Source organism: Delftia sp. PE138 (assembly GCF_018320755.1).
GTDB classification, from domain to species: domain Bacteria; phylum Pseudomonadota; class Gammaproteobacteria; order Burkholderiales; family Burkholderiaceae_C; genus Comamonas; species Comamonas tsuruhatensis.
The window spans coordinates 193,867-218,378 of sequence record NZ_JABEPN010000002.1 but is presented as its reverse complement, the minus strand read 5'-3'; the positions used below and the strand labels follow the sequence as shown (position 1 = coordinate 218,378).

Genomic DNA, 24,512 nt, shown 5'->3' with positions numbered 1-24,512 from the left:
CAGCGCCGCCTGGGCCTCAGGCCGAGACAGCGGGCCGCCCTTCCTGGGAGTGCTCCATGGGCAGCAGCGACTCGTCGTCGTCCGTGGTGGCATTCGGATCGACCGCGCCTTCCCACTTGGCCACCACGGCCGTGGCAATGGCATTGCCCAGCACATTGGTCAGCGTGCGGCCCATGTCCAGGAAATGGTCGATGCCCAGGATCAGCAGGATGCCGGCCTCGGGCAGGCCGAACATGGGCAGCACGGCGGCCACCACCACCAGCGAGGCGCGCGGCACGCCGGCAATGCCCTTGCTGGAGACCATCAGCACCAGCAGCATGGTGATCTGGGCCGTCAGTGTCATGTCGATGCCGTAGGCCTGGGCGATGAAGATGGCCAGGAAGGTGGTGTAGACCATGGAGCCATCGAGATTGAACGAGTAGCCCAGCGGCAGCACGAAGCCGATGATGCGCGGCTTGATGCCGAACTTCTCCAGCTGCTCCATCAGCTTGGGATAGGTCGATTCGCTGCTGGCCGTGGAAAAGCCCACCAGCAGCGGGCCGCGGATCAGGTTCAGCAGGCGGAAGATGTCACGGCCCAGCACGACGTAGCCGGCCACGATCAGCAGCACCCACAGCGTGGCCAGGGCCAGGTAGAAGCACAGCATGAACTTGCCGAACACCGACAGCATGCCCAGGCCATGGATGGTGATGGTGCCGGCCACGGCGCCGAACACGCCCACGGGGGCGAAGCGCATCACGTAGTCGGTGACCTTGAGCATGATGTGGACCACTTCGTCCATCAGGCCCACCATGGAACGCGCGGCCTGGTTGTGCAGGTTGCCCAGCGCAATGCCGAAGAACAGCGCGAACACCAGGATCTGCAGCACCTCGTTGGTCGCCATGGCCTCGAAGATGTTCTTGGGGAACACGTGGGCGATGAAGTCCTTGAGGTTCAGCGCCGAGGTCTTGAGGTTCAGCCCTTCGGCCGACGACGGCAGGGCCACGCTCAGGCCATGGCCGGGCTGCAGCACGTTTGCATAGATCAGGCCGATGGCCAGCGAGCAGAAAGAGGCCACGACGAACCAGCCCAGCGCGCGGCCGCCGATGCGGCCCACGGCCTTGGCGTCGCCCATGTTGGCCAGGCCCGACACCAGGGTGGCGAACACCAGGGGCGCGATGATCATCTTGATCATGCGCAGGAAGACATCGGTGAGGATGCCGAAGTAGCTGGCGATTTCCTTGGCGGCCTCGGGCGTGGGCGCGTAGCTGTTGCAGGCATAGCCCACCAGCACGCCGAGGACCATGGCCACGAGCACCATGGTGGTCAAGCGATTGAATTTCATGCGGATTTTTTCGTTGGACGTATTTCGGTCTTGCAAGCGAGCCCGGTCCGCCGCAGCCCCCGGGCCTCTGCCGGATGCCATTGCGAAGACGGGCTTGTCTCCCTGCACACACAACCACGACGCACGTGGCCTGCGCCTGACAGTGCACAGACCGTGCCAGCCGCATCCGGCACCTGCGCCGCGCGCTAACTGCTTGATTCGCCTATATCGACCTTACTTTTATGCATAAGGTGGAACGGAAATCCGAACAATGAAATGCAGGCGCCGTTCGGAAAACCGGATGGCGCGATCTGCGGGCTCCGGCCCTCCCGGGCCATGGCGCAACTGTTTGAACGCCGGCCGGGCCCGGGCAGGACGGCAGCAGCGGCTGATGCTCCGGCGCCTGTAGAGAGGCCCGCTCTCCCAAAGTCCCGCACCGCGTCTTCACCAGGTGCATCAACCCTGCGCCATCCCTGCCTCAACCCTGCGACTGGGGCCCCAGGCGAAAAACGCTCACGGACTGCACAAGGTCATGCGCCTGCTGGCGCAGGCTCGTGGCTGCCGCCGCCATTTCCTCCACCAGGGCCGCGTTTTGCTGCGTCGCCTGGTCCATCTGCGTGACCGCCTCGCCCACTTGTGCCACGCCGCTGCGTTGTTCGGCAGAAGCCGCGCTGATCTCGCCCATGAGGTCGGTGACGCTGCGTATGCTCATCACCACTTCAGCCATGGTGCCCCCCGCGCGGTCGGCCAGCACAGAGCCCTGTTCGACCCGCTCGACGCTGTCGGAGATCAGGGCCTTGATCTCCTTGGCCGCCGCCGCGCTGCGGCCGGCCAGGCTGCGGACCTCGGAGGCCACTACAGCGAAGCCGCGGCCCTGTTCACCGGCACGTGCAGCCTCCACCGCAGCGTTCAGCGCCAGGATGTTGGTCTGGAACGCGATGCCGTCAATGACGTTGATGATGTCGGCGATGCGGCGCGAACTTTCACTGATGCCCTTCATCGTGTCCACGACCTGGGTGACCACCTCGCCCGCCTGCCCGGCCACGCCGCTGGCCTGCTGCGCGAGCGCGTTGGCCTTGCCCGCTCCCTCTGCGTTCTGGGTCACGGTCGCTCCGAGCTGCTCCATCGAGGCCGCCGTCTGCTCAAGCGCGCTGGCCTGGCTTTCGGTTCGCGAGGACAGGTCGGTGTTGCCCTGGGCAATCTGGGTGCTTGCACTCGCCACGGATTCGCTGCCGCTGCGCACGACGGCTACGACCTGCGATAGCGCATCACTCATCTCGCCGAGGCTGCGCAGCAGGGTCCCCACTTCATCGTGGGTGGTGGCCTCCACCCGCTGCGTCAGATCCCCGCATGCCACCGCGCGTGCCACCTGGATGGCCCGGCCGATGGGAACCGTGATGGAGCGCGTGACCCAGGTGCCCAGCAAGGCGGCCAGCACGACGGCCACCAGCGCGCCCCCCAGCTCGAACGCCAGCGTCATTGCCGCCAGCGACTCGGTGCGCGTCAGGCGCTCGGCCATGAGCTGCTCCTCCTCCCGCACCAGGTCCGCCTGCAGTGCGCGCAGCCCATCCATGGCCGCCTTCTCGCGCCCCAGGGAGAACTCGCGAACCAGATCCTCGACCGTCGCCGTGCCGTCCTGAACTTGCCGCCGCAGCGCCTGCAGCGGCTGCACCGCCTGCACGAATTCACGATGGCGCAGCCGGATTCCGTCGAGCCGGCGCTGCTGGGCGGGGTTGTCCTCTGTCAGGCGTACGGCCTCCTGCCAGGAGGCCTCGAACTCCTTGAGCCCTTCATCCCAGGGGGCCAGAAAACGGGAGTCGCCCGACAGGAGATAGCCCCGCGAGGCCGTCTCCATGTTGACCATGCCCGTGAGCATGCGCTGTCCCTGGGACATCACCTTGAAGGTGTGCTCGTTCCATTGCTGGGCCTCCTTGAGCCGGGACTGGCTGCTCACGGCCAGCGCGATGACAAGAAGAAAAATGGCGATGACGCATGCGAAGGCAGCTGCGAGACGGCGGGCCAGTGGCCAGTTGGACAAATTCATGATGATCATCGGTACGGACTGCGTGGCCGGAAAGACTGCACAAGGGCGCGGCGATCACGATGTCAAGCCTCGCCTGCGCCTGGGGCAGTCATCTCCTGGCCGGGATCTACAGAGCACTCGCGCCAGCGGCTGCCGGGTGGCGGCCAGCGGGCCTGTGCTTTGTTTCTCTATGTAATATATTGGACAAAACATATTTTTGTCCTAGACAATTCGCAAAATCCCTCAAAACATTCCGGCCATGGCCGGACGTTTTGTTCCCTTCAGATCAATGACGCCACTTTCTGACCCCCTGCCTTTGGCGCCTGGCCCCGGGCTGCCCATCTCGGCCGTCGAACGCGAGACCGGACTTGCCAAGGACACCCTGCGTGTCTGGGAAAGACGCTACGGCTTTCCAAGGCCTGAACGGGATTCGGCAGGCGATCGCCGCTACCCGGCAGACCAGGTTCGACAACTGACCCTGATCCGGCGGCTCATGGATACGGGGCTGCGCCCCAGCAAGCTGATGGGGGTGGACCTGGACGGCCTGCAGGCGCTGCTGGCCCGCGCCGACACCTCGCCAGCCATGGATTTGTCCAGGACAAATTCAGAGAATGCAGCAGACTCTGAACGCTTCGCACCCATGCTCAACGCCATTGCCGCACATGATCCCGCCCAGCTCAGGCATTGCCTGAGCCTGGCCCAGTCGCGCATGGGCCTGGCCGGTTTCGTGACCACGCTCGTGGCCCCGCTGACCACGGCGGTCGGTGAATTCTGGGCACAGGGGCGTTTTGAAGTGTTCGAAGAGCACCTGTACACCGAGGTGCTCACCGGCGTCTTGAGGCAGGCGATCGCCTCGCTCGTCCCGCCTTCCCCGCCGCCCGCGCCCAAGGTGTTGCTGACCACGCTGCCGCAGGAGATGCATGGACTGGGCCTGCTCATGGTCGAAGCCCTGCTGGCCCTGGAAGGCTGCAACTGCGTATCGCTGGGCACCCAGACGCCCATCGGCGACGTGGCACAGGCCGCGCGGGCGCATCGCGCCGACATCGTGGGGCTGAGCTTCAGCAGCGCCCACAACGGAGCGATGGCGCAGGCTTGCCTGGGCGAGCTGCGCAGCCACCTGCCGCCGGCCATCGAGTTGTGGGCCGGTGGAGCATGCCCGGCGCTTTATTCCAGCCCGGTCACGGGCATCACGCCGGTGCGCCATCTCACGGATCTGCAACCGCTGGTCGCCCGATGGCGGCAGACGACAAGAACATCAAGGACATACGCATGAACTTTCCCGCCCCCCTCCCCGTCTTCATCGCCAGGCGGCGCACCCTGCTGGCAGCGACCCTTGGCGCCGGCCTGCTGGCCAGCGGTTGCGCCAGCATGCGCCCGCCAGGCTCGGTCACGCCCGTCTCACCGTTCGACCTGCAGCGCTACCAGGGCCTGTGGTACGAACTGGCACGGCTGGACCATGGTTTCGAGCGGGGCATGACCGATGTGACCGCCGAGTACACGCCGCAGGCAGACGGCAGCGTGAAGGTGGTGAACCGGGGTTTTTCCGTGCCCCGGGGCCAGTGGCAGCGCGCCGTCGGCAAGGCCTTGTTCACGGGCAAGCCGGACACGGCTTCGCTCAAGGTCTCCTTCTTCGGTCCGTTCTACGGCGGCTACCATGTGGCCGCCCTGGACCCTGACTACCGCTGGGCGCTGGTCCTTGGGCCGGACACGCAGTACTGCTGGATACTGGCCAGGGAGCCGAAACTGCCCCCGCAGACCCTGCAATCCATCGTCGCCAAGGCCGCGGAACTGGGCGTCGATACCGGCGCGCTGATCTGGGTCAGCCATGATCGGCACCAGGAAGCGCGCAGCCAGGAGGCCTTGTGAACAGCCTGCCCCCCGTCGCGGTGATCGGCGCAGGAATGGCGGGTTTGGCCTGCGCACAGTTGCTGGCCGAGGCTGGCTGCCGCGTGGATATCTTCGAGAAAAGCCGAGGCCCATCCGGGCGCATGAGCACACGGCGCGCGCAGGATCCGCAGGGTGCGTGGCAGTGCGATCACGGCGCCCCATCGTTTGCAGCCCAGGACCCGGAGTTTGTGCAGGAAGTGCGCCAGTGGGAGCAGCACGGCGTTGTCGCCGCCTGGCGTCCGCGCGCAGTGCGCCTGCAGGGCACAGACGCGGTCCCCGCAGAGGCAGGCCCCGACCGCTGGGTGGGCGTGCCGCGCATGACCTCTCCCGCAGCGTTTCTTGTCCAGCGGCTTGGACAGCAGGGGCATGGCGTACGGCTGCACCTGCAGGCCACGGTGCAGCATTTGCAGCACGGGCCTGCCCGCTGGACAGTGCACTGTGCCGAACAAGGGCAGATGGGGCCGGAATACTGCGCCCTGGTGCTGGCAGTGCCTGCACCGCAGGCGGCAGCCTTGCTGGAGCCGGTCTCGCCCTATGCTGCGGCACTGGCCGCCAGCGCACGCATGCAGCCTTGCTGGGTGGCCATGCTGCGCACCGACGCCCCCCTGCCGCTGGACTGGGATGCGGCAGAAATCACGGATGGCCCGCTGTGCTGGGTGGCACGCGACAGCGCCAAGCCAGGGCGGCAAGGGCAACAAGGGCAGCAGACCTGGGTACTGCATGCCAGTGCACGGTGGAGCCAGGATCACATCGAATCGGACGCTGAATCCGTGGCCCGGCAACTGCTGCAGGCATTCGAGGCCCTGGCCGGCTCTCTGCCAGGCGGCCTGCGCGTCACTGCCCACCGCTGGCGCTATGCGCTGCCGGCCCCCCACCTGGTCAACCGCTGCTGGTGGGACGCGCCTGCGGGCCTGGGCCTGTGCGGCGACTGGATGTGCGGCGCAGGCGTCGAAGGCGCCTGGCTCAGCGGACGGGCGCTGGCCCGGCGCGCCCTGGCCACGCTGACGCGCTGAACCACAGGAACGCCCGCACCATGCACAAGAAGCCCCACCTGCCCTCCAAGCTGTGTGCGTGCTGCGGTCTTGCGTTCACATGGCGCAAAAAATGGGCACGTGATTGGGACGAGGTCAAATACTGCTCGCAGCGCTGCCGCACCGCGCGACTGCCGCCTGATCCCACTCCCCCATCTGCAGGCCGTCAGCCAAGGCGCTGACCTCCAAGCGGGCCATGCGCCAGCACATCCTGGGAGCCCTGGATTGCCGCAAGGCCGGCCCCATAATGCGCCACCCCATTGCATCAAGGAATTGGCACCTATGTCTTCCGGCGGCTTTCACGTCCACGGCCCACACGATCACGAACTCGAACATGCTGCCCAGGGCGAGCATGGCCACACCGCCCATCACGGCATCGGCGGCGGCAGCCTGACCAACCAGATCGCCATGTGCACGGCAGTCATCGCCACGGTGGGCGCCATCTTCGCGTACATGGGCGGCGCCACCCAGGCCAATGCCGGGCTGTACAAGAACGACGCAGCCATCAAGAAGACCGAAGCGGCCAACCAGTGGGCCTTCTTCCAGGCCAAGAGCACCAAGCAATCGCTGTCCGAGTTCGCGCGTGATCTGGCGACCACGGAGGACAGGCGGGCGGCCTACCAGGCCAAGGTGGAGCGCTACGAAAAGGAAAAGGACGACATCAAGCGCGATGCCGACCGCCTGGAAGCCGAGGCCCGGCAATGGGACGAGAAGTCCGAGATGCAGATGCACCTGCATCACCGCTGGGCGCAGGCCACCACCGCGCTGCAGGTCGCCATTGCCCTTGCAGCCATCGCGCTGCTGACCAAGAAGAAATGGCTGGAATACGCCATGCTCGGCGTGGCAGCGCTGGGCCTTGGCGTGGGCGGGCTGGCCATGCTGCACATCTAGAGCGTGTGGCAAAGCCGCAAAGCCGCATATCCGCCTTGGAAGGCAGCTGTGAAACAGCCCCCCCCGATTCCCCGGCCTTGCCCGCGGCTCAGTCCTCGCTGGGACGGGGGTAGCCTGCCTCTGCCCAGGCTTGCGCAGACGTCCGGGTGAGCTGATGGTCCGGCCTGACTCCCACCTTGGCCAGCTCGCTGCCGTCGGCGGCAGTGGCGGTGAGCGTGGCGCTGGGATTGTCTTCATCGGGCTCGATATCCAGAGAGACGGTCACGCGTGACCCGCCCACCACGATCTGCACATCCTTGTGCAACTGCGCTGCCAGATGCTGCTCATGCCGGCGCATCACCTCGTGCGCCGTCTTCACGAGCGTGTTGAAGGCGGAAACGTCCAGCGGCTTGGGATTTTTCTTGTCGCGGCCCATGGTCCACGGGCCGACCAGGCTTGGCTCCGCCTGGCCGTCCTGGGTCATGGCAACGGCCCAGCCATCGTCGTCTTCATTCTTGATGACGCGGGCCTCCCAGCCGTTGTGATGCCAAAGGCGGTCTTCGAAGATTGAGACGACTTCTTGTTCGAGTTCTGCGGACATGTCCAGACCTTTCCCTTGTGGAAACTATCGAGCCCGAAATTCTACTGTCCATCCATACAGTTCGCGCGCAGGGGTCTATTGCGCAAGCGGCGGCTTCCACGGGGCCATGACACCCGGCAGATACGGTAGCCACGGCAGTCAAAGCAGGCGTGCAGGCTGGTCATCAGCGGCTGACCGAGCTGCGTCAGGTTGCCTCGCTTGCACGTCGCGCTCGCCGCAAATTGCCGCTGGAGCGAAGGGCTTGCGAATGCGATAAGCTTCAAGTCTTATTGAAGGTCAAGGCATCCCTGCCGAGGTCACGTATGAACATTGGCGAACTGAGCAAACGCACAGGCCTGTCCACATCACGCATTCGTTTTTATGAGCAAAGCGGCCTGCTGCAAGCGGCTGAGCGTGGCGCGAATGGCTACCGCAGCTATCCGCCTGAGATGGTGCAGATGCTGGAGCTGATTGCGATGGCGCAAGGCGTGGGCTTCAGCCTGGATGAAATTCGTGCACTCTTGCCGCCCGGCCTGCAAGGCTGGGACCATGAGGCCGTCGTAGGCGCGCTGCGCCAAAAAATTGCCGATATCAAGGCCATGGAGAAAAAGCTGCAAACCAGCAAAAAGCAGTTGCAGGCTTTGTTGTCCGATATTGAAGCGCGGCCAGACAACATGGATTGCCATGACAACGCACGCCGTGTGCTCTCCCATGTACTGGCCCGGCAATCCGAATCCCTGGCCTCTGAAGCAGCGGCTGAAGAAAAAATGGGCAAGCTCATGCGCACCGGACACAAGAAGCGGGCAAGCGCGGCATAGGCCTGCGGCAGTTTGGAACGCGGCCCTAGCGCCTTGCCAGAGCCTGCACCACCTGCTTTGCAGTCGCTTTGGCCGACCCCGGGTTTTGCCCGGTGATGAGGCGGCCCTCGGCCACCACATACGACATAAAAGGCAGCAAGGCTTTCTGATAGCGCGCACCGCGCATCTTCATTTCCTGCTCGGCGTTGTAGGGCATGGACCGGGCCACTCCGGCCAGGATTTCTTCCGTCCATGAAAAACCCGTGACCCGTTTGCCCGCGACCAGCAAAGAGCCGTCGCTGAGCTGCGTATTGAGCAGGCCGCAGTAGCCGTGGCAAACCGATGCAACGATGCCACCTTGCTCCCAGATGCTGCGTGTGATGCGCTGCAGCCCCGCACTATCGGGAAAATCCCACATCACCGCATGCCCTCCGGTGAAGTAGATGGCATCGAAATCGTTCGCATCGATATCGGCAGGTGCCGCAGTGTTCGCCAGCAGGGCCATGCGCGCGGGATCATCGAGCCAGGCTTTGGCCGAAGCATCGAAGTGCGGCCATTGGAGTGCGCGCGGCTCCAGCGGTACGGCGCCACCCAGCGGGCTCACCAGTTGCTGCAGATACCCTTGCGCAGCAAACACATCCCAGGCATGGGTCAGCTCCGACAGCCACAGCCCTGTGGCGTGCGCAGGGTCGTCGTAATGAGCGACATTGGTGACGACATGCAAGATACGTGGCGTACTCATGATGACTCCTGCGCGATGTGCTTGAGGCCCTGTGCATAGCTGGTGACAGCAAAGTCGGGAAAGCGGCGCTTGAACTTGGACGAATCAAACACATTGTCGTGCGCGTAGCGTGGCAGCAGTTCACGCAGTTCGCGCACGGGCTTGGAGACCCAGCCAGCAACCACCATGGCCAGGTGGCTCAGTACCTTGTAGCGCGGCTCAACCCCAAAGGTTGCAGCCGCCAGGTTCACAAAGGCCTGATAGGTCAGCCGCTCGTCCCAGCAAGGCAGATGCCATGTCTGACCATACGCATCTTGCGCATTGCCAATGGCTGCCATGGCGCGGCTTGCATCGGGCGTCCAGATCAGGGTGCGCAGCTTGTCGTCACGCACCGGCACTTTGGCCTTCTGGCCCGCCTTGAGCGGGCCGATCACCAGGGTGTTGGTGATGCTTTGGGTTTTGCCGGGGCCGTAGAACTCTGGCGCGCGGGCAATGGCGACGGGGATATCGCCGCGCTGCATCTCGGCCAGCACCATCTCGGCCATCAAGGCGCGCACGCGCCCCTTGCGGCCCACCGGGGCAAAGGCGGTTTCCTCGGTCTGCCGCTGCGCGGTTTGCGGGTACATGTAGGTGTTGTCGAAGTAGACAAACTTGGCCCCCGCTGCCCGCGTGGCATCGAGCGCGTTGCGCAGCATGGCAGGAAATTGCCCCTCCCATAACTCGGTGTCTGGTGGCAGGCCAGCGGTGAAGTACACGACCTCGCTGCCACGCACGGCCTCCAGGGTTTGCGCGGAATTCATCAGGTCGGCGGACACCAGCTCGTCCGTATCGTTCACCTTGCGCGGCTTGCGGCTGACCAGGCGCAGGTTCTGGGTGTAGTTGCGGTGGAGCTCGCGCGCCAGCTCCACAGCGATCTGGCCATTGGCGCCCAAAATGGTTTGCATATCGATCCTTGCAGCATCTTGTGTGATGAGAGGATAAGGAGCTTAAGCTTCAAGTTGAGTTGAAGGTCAAGTGGCAAAACTGCAGGTCCCTGATATCAGGTCGAAGCCCCCTGCCGACTCGCTGGCTGTCTGAAGAAACCCGGCACTTCCATCATGTCGGGGAGCCTGGAGCCTGGACACTGCGGCCTGCTTTGGTGCACCTGGTGAAGGCCCGGTTCGGGTCGGCAGCGCCTGTGCATGAGCCGCGATGGCGGACTTGCCTCTTTGCGGTTGCTCATCTGTGGTCCGAACTTGTCGGCTTTATCAAGACTGCCACCGCACACCGCCATCAATTGCTGCAATGGGTGCAATGGGTGCAATGAGAGCAATGGCAGCAATGTGTGTACAGCAACTATTTGATGCCATCAGAATGCACCACCACCATTGAAAAGAAGAAGCCATTCTCAATCCAACGATTGAATTGACAACTTCCGATGGACGCCGCTTATTCAATGTGACAGAATGAAACGCCAGCAATGAATGGCCTGAAGACCTCTGATGATGGCAGTGGCAAATATTGCCATGGCGATCGCAATGACAGGGCGAAAAACTGGATGTACCGCTATTGAGATCCAGAAATCAAATCGTGTTGACTTCGCGCATTTCTGAGGGATCGTTTGGTCAATGAACGTCAGAGCGTGCTCTTGTCGCCCGCACCTCATTTGCACTGGAAGCGCACTACGACCATTGTCGCCATTCGGCCAATCATTGAATCCAGCTTCTGGCTTTCGAGCCTTATGCTTCTATGAACATCGCCCCGTAGAAGCCAAAAAACCAAGGGCGATTGACAACGGAGATTTATATGCCTTACAAGAAAAGTCAACAAGTCGGCGGTCAGGGTGGAGACGAATTTTCCGATGATCTGACCCAAGTGGTTCGAATTGTGAGGATTTCGATCAGGCATGGAGCCAGAGTCGATGCCATCCAAACCACATGGCTTCTGACAGACGGAACACAACTCACTGGTGCACGCCATGGTGGCGGGGGCGGCGAAGAAACTGTGATCGAGTTTGGCAGCAACGAGCACATCGTTACGATACAAGGGCGAAGCGGAAGTCGAATTGATTCCCTGACCATTACCACCAACAAGAAGTCCTACGGCCCCTACGGAGGCGACGGAGGGAAACCCTTCGGCCCCATTCCTGCTGAAGCAGCGGGTGGATTCTTTGGTCGTTCCGGCACAAATGTTGACGCGATAGGCGTTTTCATTCCAGCGTAGTGTCAAGCCGGTGATGGTGCCATCGCATCAACAAGGCACCGAAACGGACTGGGATGAAGCCGAGGTTTATTCCAGTCCGCTCATCGGCTCTATGGATTCCTGCTGTCAATCAGGCATCAATCAGCAAAGTCAACGCCCCCGCATCCCCATCAAAACCTCAATCGTCACCGTCGTCGCGTCGTCATCCGGCCTTTTGCGATGCGCGATGCCCAACGCCCTTGACAGTGCCGGCCGCAGGGGCCGCGTGGTGATGCGGGGGTCAGGCTGCGGTGCGCCGGCCTCGTGGGGCAGCAGCGCGGCGCCGTAGCCCGCCGCCACCAGGCTCTTCATTGCGTCGTTGTAGTTCAGCTCGATCCGTGCCTGCGGCCGGGCGCCGCCTGCGGCAAACCATTCGGCAGTCTGGCGCGACAGCCGGGTGCCACGGTCGTTGGCGATCAGCGGACGGGCTGCAAGCCAGGCGGGCGTGATGTGCCGCGGAGGCTTCCAGGCGGCCGGGATGAAGGCCAGCACGGGGTCCTGGCGCCAGGCCTGCACCTGCAGCCCGCGCAGCACGGGCTGCGGCAAGGCAACGATGCCGATGTCCAGGCTGCCGGCAGCCAGGCGCGCCAGGGCCTCCTCGCTGGTCATCACCGCCACTTGCACATCGATCTCGGGATGCCGGGCGGCCAGGGTTTCCAGTGCCTGGGGCAGCAGGTGTGCGAGCGCGCCGGTGGAGGCGCCCAGGCGCACGCGGCCCCCGCGCGTGGCGATCTGGCGCTGCACGGTCTGCAGGAGATCATCGGCCTCGGCCAGGAGCTGGCGCGCCTTGTCTATCAGCAGGCTGCCGGCCGATGTGGCGGTGACGCCGGCCGGTGCGCGGTGCAAAAGACGTGTTCCCAGACGCTCTTCGAGCTGCGCCACATGCAGCGTCACCGTGGGCGGCGCCAGGTGCAGCACCTTGGCGGCGGCGGCGAACGAGCCCAGGTCGGCCACCGTCAGCAGGGTGCGCAGACGGTCCAGATTGATTTCGCGCATGGTGCGGTGTCCCAGGTTGCCAGCAATTCAGGAATCATGAATCCGTAGTTTGTCAGATTCAACTGGCCTGCATGCGGCAGGCGCTGCACCATGCGCTCCACACCCAATCGGAGCAACCCATGACCTCTCTTGTTTTCATCGATGGCGACCAAGGCACCACCGGCCTGCAGGTGCGCGAATGGCTGGCGGATCGGACCGACCTGCGCCTGCTGCAACTGCCGGCCGACCAGCGCAAAAGCACGGCGCACCGGGCCGAGGCGCTCAACGACTGCGACATCGCCTTGCTGTGCCTGCCGGACGAGGCTGCGCGCGAGGCGGTGGCGCTGGTGCGCCGGCCCGGCGTGCGCGTGATCGATGCGAGTTCTGCGCATCGCACCGCGCCGGGCTGGGTCTATGGCCTGCCGGAACTGGAGGCAGGCCAGGCTGAACGCATCGCCCATGCCCGGCGCGTCAGCAATCCCGGCTGCTATCCGACAGGTGCTCTGGCACTGCTCAGGCCCTTGATCGACGCGGGCCTGCTGCCCCCCGACTATCCGCTGGCCATTCACGCGGTATCGGGCTATTCGGGACGGGGCCGCGCAGGGCTGCTGGACCATGAGGGCGCTGCCGCCGCGACTGCCGTGCCCCTGCAGGTCTATGGCCTGGGACTGCACCACAAGCACGTGCCCGAGATCCAGCAGCATGCCGGCCTGGCCCATGCGCCGGTGTTCGTGCCGGCCTATGGCCACTACCGGCAAGGCATCGTGCTGACCATCGCCCTGCATCTGCGGCTGCTGCCCGCCGGTGTGACCGCCCGCAGCCTGCACGCTGCGCTGCAGGCGCGGTACCAGGACCAGCCGTGCATCGAGCTGCAACCCCTGGAGGAGGACGCCGATGCGCAGCGGCTCGATCCGCGTGCGCTCAATGGCAGCAACCGGATGCGGCTCGCGGTGTTCGGACAGCCGCAGGAGCAGCAGGTGCTGCTGACCGCCGTGTTCGACAACCTGGGCAAGGGCGCCGCCGGCGCGGCGGTGCAGAACCTTGATCTGATGCTCGGGCTGCAGCCGATGCTGCAGCCAGGATGCGATGAATCCCTGAGCCTGGTGTGAGCCTGGTGTGAGCCTGGTGTGAGCGTGGAGTGAGTGCGGTGTGAGCTGCCGGCCTGGGGAAGACGGGGCAAGATCCGGGCAATACTGCTTCAAGCCTCGACGCCACAGGCCACCGACAGATAGCTTTTCATGCGCGCGCTGGCCCGTTCCGGGTCCGCCAGCGCACCGCAGGCATCGGCCAGCTCGAACACCTTGGCAAAGTGCACGGCCCCGCGTGCAGACTGCATTGCGCCGGCCATGGAGAAGTGCTTCTGGTGGCCATTGAGCCAGGCCAGGAACACGATGCCTGCCTTGTAATGCCGCGTGGGCGCGCAAAAAATCTCGCGCGACAGCGCCACCGTGGGATCCAGCAGTTCCCGGAAGCGCCCGCTGCGGCCCTGGGCCAGTTCGGCCAGCGCCACGGCCGCCACCGGGGCGATGGGGTCGAAGATGCCCAGCAGGCCGTGGGAGTGGCCGCCCTCACCGGCTGCCGTCCCATCGCCGGCCATGAGTTCGGCGTAGTGGAAATCGTCACCCGTGTACATCTTCACGCCCGCAGGCAGCCTGCGGCGCAGCGCCCTCTCCCATTGCGCATCGAGCAGCGATACCTTGATGCCTTCGACCTTGGGCGCCTTCGCTGCGATCAGCGCGGCGACGGTATCGAGGGCCTGCGCCAGGTCCGTACTGCCCCAGTAGCCGCGCAGCGCAGGGTCGAACATCTCGCCCAGCCAGTGCAGCACCACGGGCTGGTCGGCCGCGTCCAGCAGCCGGTCATAGAGTTGCAGATAGTCCTGCGGGCCGCGCGCGGCCTGGACCAGGGCGCGGCTGGCCATGAGGACCACGGGGCAGCCTTCGGCCTGCACCACGTCCATCTGCTCGCGGTAGGCCCCCTCGACCTGTGCCAGCGTGACGCCGGGTTGCGCCGCCAGCTGGTCGGTGCCCGCGCCGCAGGCCAGCTGGCCGCCCACTGCCCGCGCATGGCGCGCGCTGCGCTGGATGAGTTCGCGTGCCGATGGCCAGTCCAGGCCCATGCCGCGCTGGGCCGTGTCCATGGCTTCGGCGACCTTGAAGCCCAGGCGGTACAGATGCTCGCGGAAGGCCAGCGTTGCCTCCCAATCGATGGCAGGCGGACCATCCCAGGGATGCGTGGCGGCCAACGGGTCGATCACCACATGGGCCGCTGCGTAGACGCTGCGGTTGAAGGCAGGGGCCGGGCCCGCGGGAGCGATGGGACTGGCCTTCATGGCCAGTGGCACGAGACGGCCGTCGCTTCGGGGAAGGAGGATCTGCATGGGGGTCTCCTGCCTCAAGCCCGTCGGCCGAGGATGTGGTCGGCAGCCTTCTCGGCCACCATGATGGTGGGAGCGTTGGTGTTGCACGAGGGGATGAAGGGCATCACGGACGCATCGGCCACGCGCAGCCCCTCCATGCCGATGAGCTGCAGTTGCGGCGTCACCACGCTGTCCGGGTCGTGCTCGGGGCCCATGCGGCAGGTGCCCACGGGATGGTGGTCGGTCTTGGCATGGGCGCAGGCGTAGTCAGACAGTTCGGCATCGCTGTCCCGATGTCCGCCCGGCAATACCTCGCCGTGCACGTAGCGCCGCAGCGCGGGCTGGCACAGCAGCTTGCGCGCAAGGCGCAGGCCCTTGATGGACATGGCCCGGTCATGGGGGTCGGCCCAGTAGTTGGGATCGATCAAGGGCGCCGACGCCGGGTCTGCATCCGCGAGCCGGACCGTGCCACGCGAGCGGGGGCGCAGGTAGGCCGTGTTCAGCGTCACGCCCGCGTTCTCCAGCCCGGTCATTCCGGCTTCTATGCCCGAGCCCAGCCCCAGATGGAACTGGATGTCGGGCGAGCGCGCGAGCGCATCGGGGTCGGCATACCAGAAGCCCCCGGTCTCGAAGAGGCTGGAGGCGGCCGGCCCTTTCTTGAGCAGCAGGTACTGCAGGCCCGCCCAGGCCGCGTGCCAGGGGCGCCGGTATTTGTCGTAGGTGTGGTCGCCCGTGCATTCGGCGATCACGAACAGGTCCAGGTGGTCCTGCAGGTTGGAGCCGACACCAGGGAGGTCATGCACAGGCGCAAGCCCCACGCTGCGCAGATGGTCGGCAGGGCCTATGCCGGAGTGCATCAGCAGCCTGGGCGAGCCTATGGCGCCCGAGCAGACGATGACTTCGCGGCTGGCGTGCACGCTGAAAGGCGTGCGGCTGGTGCCCGAGACCACCTCCACGCCAACCGCGCGCCTGCCCTGCACCAGCACGCGCAGCGCCTGGGTCTGCAGCTGGATGGTCAGATTGGGGCGGCGCATGCGCACCGGATCGATGAAGCCCGTGGCGGCCGACGCACGGCGCGCATTCCACTGCGTGAGCTGGTAGTAGCCCAGGCCCTGCTGCGCGGCGCCGTTGAAGTCAGGGCTGAAGGGCATACCCATTTCCTGGCCGGCCTGGAAGAAGGCCTCGCAGATGGGCAGCGGGCTGACGGGGCAGGACACGCCCAGCGGGCCGCCGTAGCCGTGGTACTCGTTGGCAAAGCGCTGGTTGTTCTCCGACCGCTTGAAGTACGGCAGCACGTCGCGCCAGGACCAGCCCGTGGCGCCGCCCAGGCGCTCCCAGTCGTCATAGTCTGCCGGCACGCCGCGCGTGTACAGCTGGGCGTTGATGGTCGAGCCGCCACCGATGACCTTGGCCTGCGTGTAGCGCAGCACGCGCTGGTTCAGATGCCGCTGCGGCACGGTCTGCCATCCCCAGGAGCCCCGGCCCCGGGTCATGCGCGCAAAGCCCGCAGGCCAGTGGTACAGAAGATGCGAGTCCCAGCCCCCGGCCTCCAGCAGCAGCACGCGCACCGAGGGGTCGGCGCTCAGCCGGTTGGCCAGCACGCAGCCGGCCGAGCCCGCGCCCGTGATGATGTAGTCATAGCTGTCCATGGTCATCCTCCTCACAGCCGCGCGATGGAGAGCGCGCCATCCACATGCAGCACCGACCCCGTCGCAAACGCCAGCCTGCCGCTGGCCAGCGCGCTGGCGGCCTGCGCCACGTCCTCGGGCCGGCCCCAGCGGCCCATGGGCACAAGGCCCGCAGCGATCAGGCCGTCGTACCGATCGGCAGCACCCGCCGTCATGGCCGTGCGGACGATGCCGGGGCGCAGCTCGAACACGCCAATGCCGTGCGCCGCCAGACGCAGCGCGAACAGGCGCGTCAGCATGCCCAGGCCGGCCTTGGACAGGCAGTACTCGCCGCGCTCCACCGACGCCATCTCGCCGCTGACCGAGGACACGGTGACGATGGACCGCGCAGCGCCCGAAGGCGCAGCCAGCATGCGCTGCGCCACGGCCTGCGTGAAAAAGAAGCTGCCGCGCAGGTTGGTGGCCATCACCCGGTCGAAGTCCTCGGCGCGGATGTCCAGCAGATCGCCGCGGCGCGGCGAGCCCATGCCTGCGTTGTTGACCAGGCAGGACGGCACACCGCCCCAGGCGCAGACCGCATCGAGTACACGAGCGTGGTCGTGCACGTCGGCCAGGTCGCCGCGCACACGCAGCGCACGCGCGCCGCAGGCCTGGATCTGCGCGACGCTGGCGCCGTCACTGGCGCCATCGTCCTGCAGCGTGGTGATGGCCACGTCAAAGCCGTCGTGCGCCAGTTGCAGCGCAATGGCGGCGCCTATGCCCTGGCTGCCGCCGGTGACCAGGGCCACGGGGCGCCGTGCCGTCGATTGCGGATTCATGGCAGCAGCTCCTGAAGGTGGTGACGCAGGTGACTGCCCACGCGCAGGGCCTGGGCAGCCACGGTCAGCGCGGGGTTGACTGCGGCCGAGGACGGGAAGAATCCCGCATCGACCACATACAGGTTGTCCAGCTCCCAGGCCTTGCACTGCGGGTCCAGCGCCGAGGTGGCCGGATCACTCCCAAGGCGCACCGTTCCGCACTGGTGCGACACCACCTCGGTGCCGAAGCCGCGCGACAGCACCAGCGGGTAGCCGGTGCCGCGCAGTATCTGGGCGCAGCGCGCCACCCAACGCTGGTGGGCGCGCAGGTTGGTGCGGTGCCAGTGCAGGTCGATGGCTCCGTCTGCGCGCAGCGTGACGCGGCTGCTGGGGTGGGGCAGGTCCTCGCTTTGCGCGTACCAGTCCACACTGCGCTCGGCCAGCGCGCTGCGCAGCCACCTCGGGCTGCCCGGCAGGGCGGCACGCAGCATGCGCTCGCGGATCTTTCCCAGCAGTTGCAGGCTGCCCAGCGGCGGGCCGCCCGCGCCGTCGCCGAAATAGAAGTCGTGCAGCGCCAGCGTCTTGGGAAAGCGCGTGCGGTTGCGCCTGAACGGGTGCCATGCCATCAGGGCCGTGGTGTTGTGCGTCATGTAGTGGCGGCCCACCACGTCGCTGCCATTGGCCAGGCCGCGCGGATGCCACGCATTGGCCGAGCGCAGCAGCAGGGCCGCCGAGTTGATGGCGCCGGCACTGAGCACGAACAGCCCCGCCGTGATGCGGCGCGCCACGCCGCGGTCCACCACCTCCGCCGCGACGACGCGCCGCCCGCCCCCATCGGTGAGCAGGCGCTGAACGCGCACGCCGGTGTGCAGCCGCACATTGCGGTGCGCCAGCGCAGGCCGCAGCAGGCAGGTTTCGGCATCGCCCTTGGCCCCCACCATGCAGGGCACGGCGTCGCAATTGGCGCAGCGCCGGCAGTGCCCGCCCGGTCCCAGGTCGATGGCGCAGGGCATGGGAAACGGCCGCAGGCCCTGGGCACGCAAGCGCTGCTCGATGCGCGAAAGCAGCGGCTCGTGCGGCACCGGGGGATGGGCATAGGCCGTGCTGCGCGGCGGCTCCGTGGGGTCGGCGCCGCCCTGGCCGCGCACGCCGAACAGCTGCTCGGCCAGGGCATACCAGGGTTCGAGATCGGCATAGCGCAGCGGCCAGGCGGGCGAGATGCCCTCCTCATGCTCCACCGCCTCGAAATCGCGCTGCCGAAAGCGCAGCATGGCCGTGCCGTAGAACTTGGTGTGCCCGCCCACGAAATAGAACATGCCGGGCCGAAACGCCCGCCCGCTGGCGTACCAGACCTCGTCGGTCTGGTAGCGTCTTTCGGCGAAGACGGCCTCGATGTCCCAGTTCTGCGCCTCGCGCGGCAGCACCGGGCCGCGCTCCAGCACCCATGCGCTCGCACCGCTGCCCGCCAGTTGCAGGGCCACGGCCGAGCCGCCCACGCCCGAGCCGATGATGAGCACATCGCAGTCCAGCCCGTTGTGCGCCATGGCGGTCATGCGATCAGCGCCTGGGTGGCGGCATCGAAACAGACCAGCCGAGACAGGTCGATCAGCAGGCGTGCCCTGTCCCCGGCGCGCAACGGCGCATCGGGCGGCAGCCGCGCGGTGAACGCATGGCCACCGAGCTCCAGCAGGGCCAGCGTGTCCGATCCGGTGGGCTCCAGCAGTTCGACGCGGGCCTCGGCCAGGCCCTGGCCGGGGGCGGCCGGCACGCCTTCGGGCGCCAGGCCCACGGCCTCGGCACGTATGCCGGCAATGACTTCGCGGCCCGCATGGCCCTGCAGCGCGGTGGCCAGCGGCTGCGGCAGGGGCAGGGGCAGGGATTGGCCGCCGATATCGAGGAAGGGACCGCCCTGCCCCTCACCCGCCCACTCACCCACGCGCGCAGGCAGCAGGTTCATGCGCGGCGACCCCATGAAGCCCGCCACAAAGGTGTTGGCCGGCCGGTTGTAGACCTGCTGCGGCGTGCCCAGCTGCTGCAGCACCCCGCCCTTCATGACGGCGATGCGCGTGGCCAGGGTCATGGCCTCGATCTGGTCGTGCGTGACATAGATGATGGTGGCGCCCAGGCGCTGATGCAGCTTCTTGATCTCGGCGCGCATGTCCACGCGCAGCTGGGCATCGAGGTTGGACAGCGGCTCGTCGAACAGGTAGAGCTGCGGCTCGCGCGCCAGCGCCCGCCCTATGGCCACGCGCTGGCGCTGGCCGCCCGACAGCTGGCGCGGCTTGCGCCCCAGCAGGTGCTCTATCTGCAGCAGCCTGGACACCTCCTGCACCCGCGCAAGGCGCCGCGACTTGTCCACCTTGCGCATCTCCAGCGGAAAGCCGATGTTGCCCGCCACGGTCATGTTGGGGTACAGCGCATACGACTGGAACACCATGGAGATGTCGCGCTCGGCCGGCGCCGCGTGGGTGATGTCGCGGCCGCCCAGCGCCAGACGGCCGCCGCTGGGCGGCTCCAGGCCCGCGATGATGTTCATCAGCGTGCTCTTGCCACAGCCCGACGGGCCGACGAGGACCAGGAATTCGCCCTCCTGCACGGCAATGCTGATGTCCTGCAGGATGCTGGCCGCGCCGAAGCGCTTGTGGATGCGGTCGAGATCAAGGAATGCCATGGAATGCCTCACTGCAAGATGCTGGGCATCAGCCTTTGACGGCGCCGGCCATCAGCCCGCGCACGAAGAACCGGCCCGACACCAGGTACACGGCCAGCGTCGGCAAGGCCGCGATGAACGCCCCCGCGAAGTGGACGTTGTATTCCTTGACGCCGGTGCTGCTGTTGACCAGGTTGTTCAGCGCCACGGTCAGCGGGTAGGAGCTGAAATCGCTGAACGAGGCGCCGAACAGGAACTCGTTCCAGATGCTGGTGAACTGCCATATCGCGGCCACCACGACGATGGGCAGGCTGTTGGGCAGCAGCACGCGCCACAGCAGCCCGAAGAACCCCGCGCCATCCATGCGCGCCGAGCGCACCAGCTCGGCCGGGAAGGCCGCGTAGTAGTTGCGAAAGAACAGCGTGGTGAAGCCTATGCCGTACACCGTGTTGACGAAGACCAGGCCCTTGAGGCTGCCCGCCAGGCCCAGCGCCCCCAGCATCTTGGCCATGGGGATCAGCACGATCTGGAATGGAATGAAGACCGACAGCAAGATGGCGCCGAACAGCAGGTCCGCCCCCCGGAAACGGAACTGGGTCAGGATGCAGCCGTTGAGCGCGCCCAGGGCCGTGGACAGCAGCACGGATGGCACGGCCACCAGGAAGGAATTGAGGAAGAACGGCCGCAGCCCCGTGGGCTGCACGCCGATCTGCGCCGTGCTCCAGGCGCTGCGCCAGGGCGCCAGCGTCCACTGGCAGGGCAGCGCCAGCAGGTGGCCGCTGCGGATCTCGTCGAGCGGCTTGAACGAATTGGCCAGCATCACATAGACCGGCAGCAGGAAGACCGCCGCCAGCAGGACCAGCGCCGCATACAGCAGCACGCGCCAGGGCTGAAGCCGCCGTGTCACGGACCAGGGTGTGCGCAGCTCAGTCATGGCGACCTCCTGCGCTGCGCATGGCGCCCCAGAGATAGGGCAGGACGATGGCGCCCACGGCCAGCAGCATCAGCACCGAGCTGGCCGCGCCCACGGCCATCTCGTTGCGGGTGAACGAGTACTGGTACATGAACACCGAGGGCAGCCAGGTCGAGCGGCCGGGCCCGCCATTGGTCAGCGCAATCACCAGGTCATAGGACTTGATGGCCATGTGCGCCAGGATCACGAAGGCCGATACGAAAACCGGCCCCAATTGCGGCAGGACGATGCGCCAGTAGACCTGCCAGGTGCGCGCGCCATCGAGCCGCGCCGCATGGATCTGCTCGGAGTCCACCCCGCGCAGGCCCGCCAGGAACAGGGCCATGGCAAAGCCGCTGGTCTGCCACACGGCGGCGATGACCACGCAGTAGATGGCCATGTCGCCGTCCTTGATCCAGCCGAACGCAAAACCCTGCCAGCCCAGCAGGTGCATGGATTTTTCCAGGCCCACGCCGGGGTCGAGCAGCCATTTCCACGCCGTTCCCGTGACGATGAAGGACAGGGCCATGGGGTACAGGAAGATGGAGCGCAGCACGGCCTCGGCGCGGATCTTCTGGTCGATCAGGATGGCCAGTACCAGGCCCAGCGCCATAGCAATGGCGATGTAGAGGCTGGCGAACACCGCGAGGTTTTTCGCCGAGATCTTCCAGTTCTCCAGCCCCAGCAGCCGCGTGTAGGCAGCGGTGCCGGCCCATTCATGGCGCGGCAGCAGGGTCGATGCCGTGAACGACAGATAGACCGTGAACAGAATGCATCCGTACACGCACACCAGCGTGAGCAGCACGCTGGGGCTGAGCAGCAGCCTGGGGAGCCAGCCGGCCTTCATGGCAGGGTCCTCCATCAGTCGGCCAGGGCCGAGGCCAGCTCGGCCACGGCCCTGGCATCGTCGATCTGGCCGTTGAAGTGGCGCGTGACCACGTCATAGATGGCGTTCTTGGCCGATGCGGCCGTCGCATGGCCCAGCGCAATGGAGCCCAGCATGCTGCGCCGGCCATCGGCCTCGGCCACGTCGCGGATGGCCTTTTTGCCGCATTCGTCGAAGGCCGTATCCGCCACGTCCAGGCGCGCAGGCGCCGCACCCTTGACGACATTGAACGCCGACTGAAAGGCCGGCTCCATGATGGCGGCCGCCAGCTTGCGCTGAGCGGCCGCCTTGCCCGCGTCGGACAGCCTGAACATCACGAACTGGTCGGTACTGAAGGCCACCATGCCCTGGGTGCCCGGGAAGCGATAGCAGGCAAAGTCCTTGCCGGGCTGCTTGCCGGCGTTGAGGAACTCGCCCTTGGCCCAGTCGCCCATGATCTGGAAGCCCGCCTTGCCGGCGATGACCATGCCCGAGGCCACGTTCCAGTCGCGCCCCGAAAAATCCTTGTCCACCAGGCTGCGGATCTGCGCCATGCGCTGGAATACCTTGCGCGTGGTCGCCGACCGGATGGTGGCCGGATCGCGCTCGATGAAGGCCTTGCGGTAGTAGTCGGCGCCGCCCGTGGACAGGGCCACGCTGTCGAACACGATGGCCTCCTGCCAGGGCTGGCCGCCATGGGCGATGGCGATGAAACCGGCCTGGCGCACCTTGCGCGCCGCCGCGATGAATTCGTCAAAGCTCGCTGGCTGGGCCGTCACGCCCGCCTGGGCCAGCACCTGCCGGTTGGCCCACAGCCAGTTGGTCGAATGGATGTTGACCGGCGCCGCGATCCAGCGGCCCTGGTAGCGCGAGAATTTCTGCACCTCCTGCGGCACGCTCTTGTCCCAGCCCTCGCGCGCGGCCAGGGCATCCAGGTCGGCGACCACGCCCTGGCCGCCCCAGTCCAGGATGTCGAAGCCCAGCATCTGCACCGCCGTGGGCGGGTTGCCCGAGGTCACGCGGGCGCGCACCGCCGTCATGGCCGCCTCGCCGCCGCCACCGGCCACGGGCATGTCGTTCCAGCGCACGCCCTGCTTTTCCAGCCCGCTCTTGAGCAGGTTCAGCGCGGCGGCCTCGCCGCCAGCGGTCCACCAGTGCAGGACCTCGACGCTCTGCCCGGCCATGGCGGCCGGCGGTGTGGCAAGGGCCATGGCCAGCGCCATGGCAGTCAGTGGCCGCTTCATGCCGTGTCTCCTTCGTGGATGGGCAGATACCAGTGGCTGCGCGCACCCAGGTGCATGTGCAGGGTCTTGGCCTGGGTGTAGTCCTCGGCGGCACGGCGGCCCAGCTCTCGGCCCAGGCCGCTTTGGCGGTAGCCGCCGAAAGGCAGCTCGGCATGGCCTTCGAGGAAGGTATTGACCCAGACCGTGCCGGCCTTGATGCGCCGCGCCGCCGCCAGGCAGGTGCTGAAGTCACGGCTCCAGACGGCGGCCGACAGGCCGTAGAGCGTGGCGTTGGCCAGGTCGATCGCATCGTCCAGGTCCTCGAAGACCAGCACCGCGAGCACGGGCCCGAAGACCTCCTGCCTGGCAACGGCCATGTCCGGCGTCACGCCGGCCAGCACCGTGGGCTCCACATACAGGCCCGGGCGCGCCATGCGGCCGCCGCCCAGCACCACGCGGGCGCCGGCCTGGCGCGCAGCCTCGATGTGGGTAAGGATGACGTCCAGCTGGCGCTGCGTGGTGATGGCGCCCACCTGCACGCCCTGGTCCAGCGGATCGCCCACGCGCACCTGCCGAGCGCGCTCGGCCACGGCGGCCACGAAGCGCTCGGCGATGGCCGCCTGCACCAGCACGCGGCTGCCGCTGTTGCAGCACTGGCCGGCATTGAAGTGCATGCCCAGCACCGTGGCATCGACGGCCGCCTCGAAGTCGCAGTCGGCAAAGACGATCTGGGGGTTCTTGCCACCCAGCTCCAGGGACAGCTTCTTGAGCGTCTGCGCCGATGCTGCGGCCACCTTCCGGCCTGTTTCCGTGGAGCCCGTGAAGGACAGCATGTCGATGTCCGGGTGCGCGGCCAGGACCTCGCCGACAGCGCCACCGCCGCCTGGCAGGATGTTGACGGCACCGGGCGGCAGGCCGGCGTTCATGAGGATCTCGCCCAGCATCAGCGTGGTGGCCGATGTTTCCTCGGCCGGCTTGACCACGGCCGTGCAGCCGGCGGCCAGCGCAAAGGGCAGCTTCTGGCTGACGATGAGCAGGGGAAAGTTCCAGGGCGTGACGATGCCGACCACGCCCAGCGGCTCGCGCAGCACCACGCCCAGCGTCTGCTCGCCCAGCGTGTCATAGCTGTCGCCATGCAGGTTGCGCGCCAGTGCGGCGGCGTAGTGCCACAGGTCGGCCGCCGCGCCCACCTCGTCCAGCGACTGGGCCAGCGGCTTGCCGGTCTCCAGCGTCTCCATCCGCGCCAATTCCTGCCTGCGGTCCAGCAGGCATTCGGCCACGGCACGCAGCACGCTGGCGCGCTGCGCACCCTTCATGCGGGGCCAGGGCCCGTGGTCCGCAGCGCGGCGTGCTGCGGCAATGGCACGCGCGGCATCGGCCCGCCCGGCCCGCGCATGGATGCTGGCCACGGTGCCGTGGGCCGGGGAGCGGCGTTCCAGCGTCGCGCCGTCGGCCGCATCGGCCCAGGCGCCATCGATGAGCAGCCGGCCATGGAACGGGCGCCTGTGGACGAGGCCGGCCATGGCCCCTGCATTCACTGCAGGTGCATGGGCTGGAGGCGGGTTCGCGGCAGTCATGGTGGCGGTCTCCTTGGGTGGTTCAGGGGTGAGGCAAGGGCGGGACGGCGAATC

The 24,512-nt window shown here is 66.7% G+C and carries 23 protein-coding genes; 8 read left to right on the top strand and 15 right to left on the bottom strand.

Annotation, left to right across the window (positions count from 1 at the left end):
• Window positions 1-16: 16 nt before the first annotated feature.
• A complete protein-coding gene (locus HFGMBDPB_RS09910) occupies window positions 17-1,324 on the bottom strand; it encodes a dicarboxylate/amino acid:cation symporter (protein ID WP_061287971.1) in 1,308 nt (435 codons plus the stop codon).
• A 457-nt stretch (window positions 1,325-1,781) separates the two neighbouring features.
• Window positions 1,782-3,356: a methyl-accepting chemotaxis protein gene (locus HFGMBDPB_RS09905; protein ID WP_212645334.1), complete on the bottom strand. Its 1,575-nt coding sequence runs from the start codon at window positions 3,354-3,356 to the stop codon at window positions 1,782-1,784.
• A gap of 259 nt (window positions 3,357-3,615) precedes the next feature.
• Here HFGMBDPB_RS09905 and HFGMBDPB_RS09900 point away from each other — a divergent pair, with 259 nt between their 5' ends.
• From HFGMBDPB_RS09900 to HFGMBDPB_RS09880, 5 genes are all read left to right on the top strand, one after another.
• Window positions 3,616-4,599 (top strand): MerR family transcriptional regulator, encoded by a 984-nt coding sequence (locus tag HFGMBDPB_RS09900; protein ID WP_249343403.1) that lies wholly within the window; start codon window positions 3,616-3,618, stop codon window positions 4,597-4,599.
• Window positions 4,560-5,192 (top strand): lipocalin family protein, encoded by a 633-nt coding sequence (locus tag HFGMBDPB_RS09895; protein ID WP_212645332.1) that lies wholly within the window; start codon window positions 4,560-4,562, stop codon window positions 5,190-5,192. Before HFGMBDPB_RS09900 ends, HFGMBDPB_RS09895 begins: the two co-directional genes overlap by 40 nt.
• A complete protein-coding gene (locus HFGMBDPB_RS09890) occupies window positions 5,189-6,226 on the top strand; it encodes an NAD(P)/FAD-dependent oxidoreductase (protein WP_212645331.1) in 1,038 nt (345 codons plus the stop codon). Before HFGMBDPB_RS09895 ends, HFGMBDPB_RS09890 begins: the two co-directional genes overlap by 4 nt.
• 20 nt (window positions 6,227-6,246) lie before the next feature.
• A complete protein-coding gene (locus HFGMBDPB_RS09885) occupies window positions 6,247-6,426 on the top strand; it encodes a DUF2256 domain-containing protein (RefSeq protein ID WP_013801983.1) in 180 nt (59 codons plus the stop codon).
• Between the two features lie 100 nt (window positions 6,427-6,526).
• Window positions 6,527-7,135, top strand: a complete 609-nt coding sequence (locus HFGMBDPB_RS09880) for a DUF4337 domain-containing protein (protein WP_034366698.1) — start codon at window positions 6,527-6,529, stop codon at window positions 7,133-7,135.
• An 88-nt stretch (window positions 7,136-7,223) separates the two neighbouring features.
• On the opposite strand, the gene HFGMBDPB_RS09875 is transcribed toward HFGMBDPB_RS09880, so the two are convergent.
• Window positions 7,224-7,715 carry a hypothetical protein gene (locus HFGMBDPB_RS09875; RefSeq protein WP_016446290.1) on the bottom strand — a complete coding sequence of 164 codons (492 nt, stop codon included), beginning with the start codon at window positions 7,713-7,715 and terminating at the stop codon, window positions 7,224-7,226.
• 302 nt (window positions 7,716-8,017) lie between these two features.
• Here HFGMBDPB_RS09875 and HFGMBDPB_RS09870 point away from each other — a divergent pair, with 302 nt between their 5' ends.
• Window positions 8,018-8,512 (top strand): MerR family transcriptional regulator, encoded by a 495-nt coding sequence (locus HFGMBDPB_RS09870; RefSeq protein ID WP_212645330.1) that lies wholly within the window; start codon window positions 8,018-8,020, stop codon window positions 8,510-8,512.
• Between the two features lie 25 nt (window positions 8,513-8,537).
• On the opposite strand, the gene HFGMBDPB_RS09865 is transcribed toward HFGMBDPB_RS09870, so the two are convergent.
• Both HFGMBDPB_RS09865 and HFGMBDPB_RS09860 read right to left on the bottom strand, forming a co-directional pair.
• Entirely contained in the window at window positions 8,538-9,233 is a 696-nt protein-coding gene (locus HFGMBDPB_RS09865; protein WP_212645329.1) for a type 1 glutamine amidotransferase domain-containing protein, read from the bottom strand.
• Window positions 9,230-10,156 (bottom strand): NAD-dependent epimerase/dehydratase family protein, encoded by a 927-nt coding sequence (locus tag HFGMBDPB_RS09860; protein ID WP_047327461.1) that lies wholly within the window; start codon window positions 10,154-10,156, stop codon window positions 9,230-9,232. The genes HFGMBDPB_RS09865 and HFGMBDPB_RS09860 overlap by 4 nt, the downstream gene beginning before the upstream one ends.
• An 841-nt stretch (window positions 10,157-10,997) precedes the next feature.
• Here HFGMBDPB_RS09860 and HFGMBDPB_RS09855 point away from each other — a divergent pair.
• The gene (locus HFGMBDPB_RS09855; protein WP_074922946.1) at window positions 10,998-11,414 is read left to right on the top strand and encodes a jacalin-like lectin; all 417 of its coding nucleotides are present in this window, start codon (window positions 10,998-11,000) and stop codon (window positions 11,412-11,414) included.
• Window positions 11,415-11,543: 129 nt separating this feature from the next.
• Here the strand turns inward: HFGMBDPB_RS09855 and HFGMBDPB_RS09850 are convergent, their stop codons facing one another.
• Window positions 11,544-12,428 carry a LysR family transcriptional regulator gene (locus HFGMBDPB_RS09850; RefSeq protein ID WP_017407463.1) on the bottom strand — a complete coding sequence of 295 codons (885 nt, stop codon included), beginning with the start codon at window positions 12,426-12,428 and terminating at the stop codon, window positions 11,544-11,546.
• A 119-nt stretch (window positions 12,429-12,547) separates the two neighbouring features.
• On the opposite strand from HFGMBDPB_RS09850, the gene argC reads away from it, so the two are divergent.
• Entirely contained in the window at window positions 12,548-13,516 is a 969-nt protein-coding gene (gene argC / locus HFGMBDPB_RS09845) for an N-acetyl-gamma-glutamyl-phosphate reductase (RefSeq protein WP_046987747.1), read from the top strand.
• Window positions 13,517-13,605: 89 nt separating this feature from the next.
• Here the strand turns inward: argC and HFGMBDPB_RS09840 are convergent, their stop codons facing one another.
• Genes HFGMBDPB_RS09840 through HFGMBDPB_RS09800 form a run of 9 tightly spaced genes read right to left on the bottom strand, consistent with a single transcriptional unit; the run spans window position 13,606 to window position 24,458 of the window.
• Window positions 13,606-14,787 carry a dihydrodipicolinate synthase family protein gene (locus HFGMBDPB_RS09840; RefSeq protein WP_212645328.1) on the bottom strand — a complete coding sequence of 394 codons (1,182 nt, stop codon included), beginning with the start codon at window positions 14,785-14,787 and terminating at the stop codon, window positions 13,606-13,608.
• Between the two features lie 14 nt (window positions 14,788-14,801).
• Window positions 14,802-16,415: a GMC family oxidoreductase gene (locus tag HFGMBDPB_RS09835; RefSeq protein WP_212645327.1), complete on the bottom strand. Its 1,614-nt coding sequence runs from the start codon at window positions 16,413-16,415 to the stop codon at window positions 14,802-14,804.
• An 11-nt stretch (window positions 16,416-16,426) separates the two neighbouring features.
• Window positions 16,427-17,212 (bottom strand): 3-ketoacyl-ACP reductase, encoded by a 786-nt coding sequence (locus HFGMBDPB_RS09830; protein ID WP_016451528.1) that lies wholly within the window; start codon window positions 17,210-17,212, stop codon window positions 16,427-16,429.
• Window positions 17,209-18,744 (bottom strand): GMC oxidoreductase, encoded by a 1,536-nt coding sequence (locus HFGMBDPB_RS09825; protein WP_212645326.1) that lies wholly within the window; start codon window positions 18,742-18,744, stop codon window positions 17,209-17,211. Before HFGMBDPB_RS09825 ends, HFGMBDPB_RS09830 begins: the two co-directional genes overlap by 4 nt.
• Window positions 18,741-19,862: an ABC transporter ATP-binding protein gene (locus tag HFGMBDPB_RS09820; protein ID WP_016446301.1), complete on the bottom strand. Its 1,122-nt coding sequence runs from the start codon at window positions 19,860-19,862 to the stop codon at window positions 18,741-18,743. Before HFGMBDPB_RS09820 ends, HFGMBDPB_RS09825 begins: the two co-directional genes overlap by 4 nt.
• 28 nt (window positions 19,863-19,890) lie before the next feature.
• A complete protein-coding gene (locus HFGMBDPB_RS09815) occupies window positions 19,891-20,775 on the bottom strand; it encodes a carbohydrate ABC transporter permease (protein ID WP_203400804.1) in 885 nt (294 codons plus the stop codon).
• Window positions 20,768-21,640 (bottom strand): carbohydrate ABC transporter permease, encoded by an 873-nt coding sequence (locus HFGMBDPB_RS09810; protein WP_212645325.1) that lies wholly within the window; start codon window positions 21,638-21,640, stop codon window positions 20,768-20,770. The genes HFGMBDPB_RS09815 and HFGMBDPB_RS09810 overlap by 8 nt, the downstream gene beginning before the upstream one ends.
• Window positions 21,641-21,654: 14 nt before the next feature.
• On the bottom strand, window positions 21,655-22,902 hold the full coding sequence (locus tag HFGMBDPB_RS09805) for an ABC transporter substrate-binding protein (RefSeq protein WP_212645324.1): 1,248 nt from the start codon (window positions 22,900-22,902) through the stop codon (window positions 21,655-21,657).
• A complete protein-coding gene (locus tag HFGMBDPB_RS09800; RefSeq protein WP_212645323.1) occupies window positions 22,899-24,458 on the bottom strand; it encodes an aldehyde dehydrogenase family protein in 1,560 nt (519 codons plus the stop codon). Before HFGMBDPB_RS09800 ends, HFGMBDPB_RS09805 begins: the two co-directional genes overlap by 4 nt.
• Between the last annotated feature and the right edge of the window lie 54 nt (window positions 24,459-24,512).

Bases quoted from the DNA above. Each gene is read 5' to 3' on its own strand.
- HFGMBDPB_RS09865 (WP_212645329.1), bottom strand. From the start codon at position 9,233: ATGAGTACGCCACGTATCTTGCATGTCGTCACCAATGTCGCTCATTAC.
- HFGMBDPB_RS09850 (WP_017407463.1), bottom strand. From the start codon at position 12,428: ATGCGCGAAATCAATCTGGACCGTCTGCGCACCCTGCTGACGGTGGCC.
- HFGMBDPB_RS09810 (WP_212645325.1), bottom strand. From the start codon at position 21,640: ATGAAGGCCGGCTGGCTCCCCAGGCTGCTGCTCAGCCCCAGCGTGCTG.
- HFGMBDPB_RS09905 (WP_212645334.1), bottom strand. From the start codon at position 3,356: ATGATCATCATGAATTTGTCCAACTGGCCACTGGCCCGCCGTCTCGCA.
- HFGMBDPB_RS09820 (WP_016446301.1), bottom strand. From the start codon at position 19,862: ATGGCATTCCTTGATCTCGACCGCATCCACAAGCGCTTCGGCGCGGCC.
- HFGMBDPB_RS09860 (WP_047327461.1), bottom strand. From the start codon at position 10,156: ATGCAAACCATTTTGGGCGCCAATGGCCAGATCGCTGTGGAGCTGGCG.
- HFGMBDPB_RS09830 (WP_016451528.1), bottom strand. From the start codon at position 17,212: ATGAATCCGCAATCGACGGCACGGCGCCCCGTGGCCCTGGTCACCGGC.
- HFGMBDPB_RS09910 (WP_061287971.1), bottom strand. From the start codon at position 1,324: ATGAAATTCAATCGCTTGACCACCATGGTGCTCGTGGCCATGGTCCTC.
- argC (WP_046987747.1), top strand. From the start codon at position 12,548: ATGACCTCTCTTGTTTTCATCGATGGCGACCAAGGCACCACCGGCCTG.
- HFGMBDPB_RS09885 (WP_013801983.1), top strand. From the start codon at position 6,247: ATGCACAAGAAGCCCCACCTGCCCTCCAAGCTGTGTGCGTGCTGCGGT.
- HFGMBDPB_RS09800 (WP_212645323.1), bottom strand. From the start codon at position 24,458: ATGACTGCCGCGAACCCGCCTCCAGCCCATGCACCTGCAGTGAATGCA.
- HFGMBDPB_RS09805 (WP_212645324.1), bottom strand. From the start codon at position 22,902: ATGAAGCGGCCACTGACTGCCATGGCGCTGGCCATGGCCCTTGCCACA.
- HFGMBDPB_RS09880 (WP_034366698.1), top strand. From the start codon at position 6,527: ATGTCTTCCGGCGGCTTTCACGTCCACGGCCCACACGATCACGAACTC.
- HFGMBDPB_RS09825 (WP_212645326.1), bottom strand. From the start codon at position 18,744: ATGACCGCCATGGCGCACAACGGGCTGGACTGCGATGTGCTCATCATC.
- HFGMBDPB_RS09870 (WP_212645330.1), top strand. From the start codon at position 8,018: ATGAACATTGGCGAACTGAGCAAACGCACAGGCCTGTCCACATCACGC.
- HFGMBDPB_RS09835 (WP_212645327.1), bottom strand. From the start codon at position 16,415: ATGGACAGCTATGACTACATCATCACGGGCGCGGGCTCGGCCGGCTGC.
- HFGMBDPB_RS09855 (WP_074922946.1), top strand. From the start codon at position 10,998: ATGCCTTACAAGAAAAGTCAACAAGTCGGCGGTCAGGGTGGAGACGAA.
- HFGMBDPB_RS09895 (WP_212645332.1), top strand. From the start codon at position 4,560: ATGGCGGCAGACGACAAGAACATCAAGGACATACGCATGAACTTTCCC.
- HFGMBDPB_RS09840 (WP_212645328.1), bottom strand. From the start codon at position 14,787: ATGCAGATCCTCCTTCCCCGAAGCGACGGCCGTCTCGTGCCACTGGCC.
- HFGMBDPB_RS09815 (WP_203400804.1), bottom strand. From the start codon at position 20,775: ATGACTGAGCTGCGCACACCCTGGTCCGTGACACGGCGGCTTCAGCCC.
- HFGMBDPB_RS09900 (WP_249343403.1), top strand. From the start codon at position 3,616: ATGACGCCACTTTCTGACCCCCTGCCTTTGGCGCCTGGCCCCGGGCTG.
- HFGMBDPB_RS09875 (WP_016446290.1), bottom strand. From the start codon at position 7,715: ATGTCCGCAGAACTCGAACAAGAAGTCGTCTCAATCTTCGAAGACCGC.